Source organism: Methanocalculus sp. (assembly GCF_030651615.1).
Lineage (GTDB): Archaea > Halobacteriota > Methanomicrobia > Methanomicrobiales > Methanocorpusculaceae > Methanocalculus.
Genome location: NZ_JAUSCG010000162.1, coordinates 1 through 4764, shown reverse-complemented (window position 1 = coordinate 4764; position 4764 = coordinate 1). Strand labels below are relative to the sequence as shown.

At 50.7% G+C, this 4764-nt stretch carries 4 protein-coding genes and 1 pseudogene; 3 read left to right on the top strand and 2 right to left on the bottom strand.

The genetic code is table 11. The annotated features are described in order from the left end of the window. Positions 1-523 (top strand): annotated as a pseudogene (locus tag Q7V06_RS07145) (phosphoribosylformylglycinamidine synthase II); the annotation flags it as partial. Here the strand turns inward: Q7V06_RS07145 and Q7V06_RS07140 are convergent. Together Q7V06_RS07140 and ilvC are read right to left on the bottom strand one after the other, a co-directional pair. Next, positions 520-1008, bottom strand: coding sequence for a flavodoxin (locus Q7V06_RS07140; RefSeq protein WP_304840041.1), 489 nt, complete (start codon positions 1006-1008; stop codon positions 520-522). The pseudogene Q7V06_RS07145 and the gene Q7V06_RS07140 overlap by 4 nt on opposite strands. Before the next feature lie 49 nt (positions 1009-1057). Continuing rightward, a complete protein-coding gene (gene ilvC / locus Q7V06_RS07135) occupies positions 1058-2050 on the bottom strand; it encodes a ketol-acid reductoisomerase (RefSeq protein WP_304840039.1) in 993 nt (330 codons plus the stop codon). Positions 2051-2172: 122 nt separating this feature from the next. Here ilvC and mptA point away from each other — a divergent pair, with 122 nt between their 5' ends. Beyond that, a complete protein-coding gene (mptA, locus tag Q7V06_RS07130; RefSeq protein WP_304840036.1) occupies positions 2173-3108 on the top strand; it encodes a GTP cyclohydrolase MptA in 936 nt (311 codons plus the stop codon). Positions 3109-3510: 402 nt separating this feature from the next. Then, on the top strand, positions 3511-4764 hold a 1254-nt coding region (frhA, locus tag Q7V06_RS07125), incomplete at its 3' end, for a coenzyme F420 hydrogenase subunit alpha (RefSeq protein WP_304840034.1).

Genomic DNA, 4764 nt, shown 5'->3' with positions numbered 1-4764 from the left:
GACTCAGATCAAACCGACTCCGATGCTTGGGATGGTTGGAGTGGGCGAACTCATCACCTGTAACCGGCCTCCTGCGGGTGCAACTCTTGTCCTTGTCGGAACGACAGAGCAGGCTCTCGGAGGTTCGATCCTTGACTGTGTCACCGGATGCGGCGGAGAAGCACCCTCTGCCGGGGAAGTTCAGATTGTAACGGCTATCCGTGATCTCGTCAGAAAGGGTGAACTTCTTGCGGCAACAGACCTCTCTCGTGCCGGACTCCTCAAAGCCCTCACAAAGATCGCTCCCTGTTCATCTGTTACAATTCCGGGAGATCCGATAACGACCCTCTTCTCAGAGTCATATGCGAGGTTCCTTGTGGCTGTCAGCGATCCTTCTGTCCTGAGTGCACTCCCGCATGCCATCCTTGGCACAGTCGGTGGTGACGCCCTCAGGATCAGATCCGCCGATGGCACGATCACGATCACTCCGGAGGATCTGGCCGGATATTCTGGCACAATCCGTCATCTGATGAGAGCACATTAGGATCTGGCAAGATCCCAGACAGCCCTCTTCAGGGCTGTAATCTCCTCTTCATCCCGCACTCCCCGCATGGTGAAGCTGATATGGTGGCGGCTGATGACGTCCATCCCAAGTGCCGCCGCACGCTCCGACATAATCGGGAGTGTCTCTCCGGGTGAGCCTCCTGAGGTGCAGACGATGATAACTTTTTTTCCTGTGCTGTTCTGTATGGCCTTCATGATCGAATTTGCCGCAGGTGTCGGACGAAATGCCCAGACCGGAGTGCCGATGATGATAAGATCGTATCCTGCTACATCGATCGTATCCGGATCGATATCGGCAAGAGCCCCCATATGTGCTTTCGGTGCACCTATCAGGTACATTGTTGCTTTACCATATCCGCTCCTGTCCTTTACCCTGATGAGTTCAGCACCGACGGATTTTGCCAGCTCTTCCATCACCGCATGAGTATGCCCTGTCTCGCTATGGTAGATACAGATGGTGCGCATACTGCCGTATGCGATCTTATTGGTAATAAAAAGTGTGAAGAAAATAGAGTTATTTATTTTTAAACTGAGGCATGTCTTTACGAAGTTCGGCTCCGACATACTCAATCTCATGTTCTTCATCGGCACGGGTCAGTGCGTTAAAGACGGGTCTGCCGACCATATTCTCAAGGATCCATTCCTTTGCGAAGGTGCCGTTCTGAATCTCGGCGAGGATCTCCTGCATCTCCATCTGGCTCTCAGGACCGATGACACGGGGGCCCCGGGTCAGATCGCCGTACTGGGCGGTGTTGCTGATGTACCTGCGCATCTTCGTGAATCCACCCTCATAGATGAGATCGATGATCAGCTTCGTCTCATGAAGGACTTCAAGGTATGCCATCTCCGGGCTGTAGCCTGCATCAACAAGAGTCTCAAATCCTGCCCTGATGAGTGAGGTGATCCCGCCGCAGAGTACTGCCTGTTCGCCGAAGAGGTCCGTCTCGGTCTCTTCACGGAAGGTCGTCTCAAGAACCATTGCGCGGGTTGCTCCGATACCCTTTGCATAGGCAAGGGCAAGTGCGCGTGAGTTGCCGCTCACATCCTGATACACTGCAATGAGTGCAGGGACACCCATTCCCTCGGTATAGGTGCGGCGCACCATGTAACCGGGGCCTTTTGGGGCGACCATGAAGACGTTAACCGTCTCTGGAGGGACGATCTGGCCGTAGTGGATGTTAAATCCGTGAGAGAAGATGAGATAGGCACCTTTCTTCAGGTTCTGGGCGATCTCGGTTCGGAAGACTGCCGCCTGGCTTTCGTCAGGAAGAAGGATCTGAACAAGATCTGCCTTTTTCACTGCTTCTGCAACTGTATAGACCTCAAAGCTGTCTTTCTTTGCCTCATCCCAACTCTTACCGGGGCGAAGACCGATGATGACATCGAGTCCGCTGTCGCGAAGGTTCAATGCCTGGCCGCGACCCTGTGAGCCGTAGCCGATGACGGCGATCTTCTTCCCTTTCAGGAGAGCGAGATCGGCGTCTGCGTCATAGTACTTCTGAACCATAGTATTTCCACATCTAATGCGGTGTGAGTCTACATAAATATATTATACTCCGGGTCATAACCTCACTATACTTTTATAGCCTGATCTTCTTTCATGAAGGCATAACATAGAGGTTTTTTCGCATGGAACTGTCAGATATTCAGTCCACTATCCCCGATATCCGGATCAATCTGAGCCGGGTGGGTGTCCGAAATGTACGAAAACTTGTGGAAGTTGTACGTGCCGGAAAGCGTCCGGCAATATTCATATCAACATTTGATATCTACGTTGACCTCCCGGGATCTCTGAAAGGTGCAAACCTGTCAAGAAATTTCGAAGTGATCGATGACGTGCTTCAACAGGCAACCAGTGGTGACGTGAATGAGATCGAAGAGGTCTGCAGCACTGTAGCCAGAAAACTTCTCGATCGGCATGAATATGCCGAGAGAACAGAAGTTCTGATGAAGAGTGCCTATATGGTGAAGAGGGAGACTCCGGTCACCCGGACACAATGCCATGAGGTTGTTACAGTACATGCACGTGCGATCGCTCAGCGGACTGCCAGAGAGCCGATCATCCGAAAGAGCATCGGAGCAGAGGTGACAGGAATGACTGCCTGCCCATGTGCCCAGAATATCATGAAGGATCATGCCATGCAGGTGCTCGAATCTCTTGATGTTGATCATGAGAAGATCGGAAAATTCTTTGATGAGGTCCCAATGGCAACCCATAATCAGCGTGGAAAGGGTTTCCTCTGTATCGAGACCGATGACGATCAGCATGTTCCCCTCGAGGATGTCATCAATGTCCTGAAAGAATCGATGAGCGGGAAGATCTATGAACTGCTCAAACGTGGGGACGAGAGTTATGTCGTAATGGAAGCCCATAAAAATCCGCGTTTCGTTGAGGACTGCGTCAGAGAGATGGCAAAAAAAGTGGTGAGTGTCTTTGGTCATCTTCCGGGAGATGCCTATATCACCATACGCCAGACCAATGAAGAGAGCATTCACCAGCATGATGCATATGCTGAGCGGCATGCTACCCTTGCAGAACTCTATGCCGAGTTAAACGGCGATTAATCCAACTATTTTTTTCAACGACCGTGCGTAAAATTTATATGCTATACTTAATCCTGTATAAAAATATGTGCGGTTATCCTCATATGTGGTGTTAATTCCCTTCATATGCGTGGTAAAGAGCTCTTTTCCCGTAAAAAGAGCGCATAACCAATCTTTAACCAAAAAGGAGAAATATTGCTGATATATGGCTGTACGTAATTATATTATTACGTTATATACTATTTGTATTACTTATTGTTATTTAAAATTAAATAATTAACATCTGTTGGATGTTAATATCCCAAACTATAATTAACGTTATTGATCTAATGCTCTTGAGCGTACTTTGGTACGTGTCATAACCGCACAGGAATAATAGACGTATAGCAAATCGACCACCACATTTTGGATGAGGCGATAACATTGTCGAAAGTAGTAGAAATTTCCCCAACCACAAGGCATGAAGGCCACTCCAAGCTCGTCTTAAAGGTCAATGATGACGGTATAGTCGAGCGTGGAGACTGGCTCTCCATTACTCCTGTCAGGGGTATTGAAAAGCTTGCCATAGGCAAGACGATGGAGCAAGTCCCAAAGATCGCATCACGTGTCTGTGGTATCTGTCCGATTGCCCACACCCTCGCAGCAACAGAAGCGATGGAGGCATCAATCGGATGTGAGATCCCAGAGGATGCATTCCTTCTCAGGCTTATGCTCCAGTGTGCAAACAGGATTCACAGCCATGCACTTCATAACATACTGACACTGCCGGATATGTATATACCCGGAACAGACACGAAGATCAATCCCTTCACACCTGAAGAGCCGGTCAGAAGCGTTGCAAAACGTATCCAGACCCTCCGTATGGTCGGCCAGACGATCGGTGAGATCGTCGGCGGTGAAGCGATTCATCCCTCAAACCCCCGTGTCGGCGGTATGTACAAGAACCTCACCCCGAGGGCAAGGGCAAAGGTCCTTGATCTGGCAAAGATGGGGCTTCCGCTTGCACGCGAGCAGATGGAGTTCATGATTGCAGTGCTCCGTAACTACCAGAAACGCGACTGGGCAGAAGTTGGCGGTAAAGAAATTCCGATACCAAAAGACCTCGGATACCACAACCAGGGCTACATGGCAGCGGACCCGGTCTACGGCAGCAGCTCACTTGATGAGAACCCCGGCTGGTTCCCCGAGCGCTGGACCGAAGTCCGGCCATGGGACTGGTATATGGGTGAAGAAGAGATCACACTTGAAGATCCATCCTACCCGGTCGGCGGCACCACAAAGGCAGGTACAAAAGCCTGGCCACAGATGGAAGCCTGCACCGGTGTTCCGCTCTATGACGGTCAGCCTGTTGAAGTCGGACCCCGTGCCCGTCTCGTCCAGTTCAAGAACTATGACGAGAAGGGAGCCATCGGACTGCAGATCGCACGACAGATGGAGTACATGGACTGTTTCTACAAGATCATCGAGGCAGCAGATGCGCTCGACTGCTCGGCATCAGTCCTTGCAGACGTGATCCCACAGGGCGACGGCTCAGTCGGATGGGCGGCAAATGAAGCCCCAAGAGGCTGTGATGTACACCTGGCAAAGGTCAGAAACGGTAAAGTCGAGTACTTCACGATGCTTGTTCCAACAACAAGGAACTTCCCCACCAGCAGCAGTGCACTTGTAGGAGCAACC

Coding starts and splice junctions, on each gene's coding strand:
- mptA (WP_304840036.1), top strand. CDS start 2,173: ATGGAACTGTCAGATATTCAGTCCACTATCCCCGATATCCGGATCAAT.
- Q7V06_RS07140 (WP_304840041.1), bottom strand. CDS start 1,008: ATGCGCACCATCTGTATCTACCATAGCGAGACAGGGCATACTCATGCG.
- ilvC (WP_304840039.1), bottom strand. CDS start 2,050: ATGGTTCAGAAGTACTATGACGCAGACGCCGATCTCGCTCTCCTGAAA.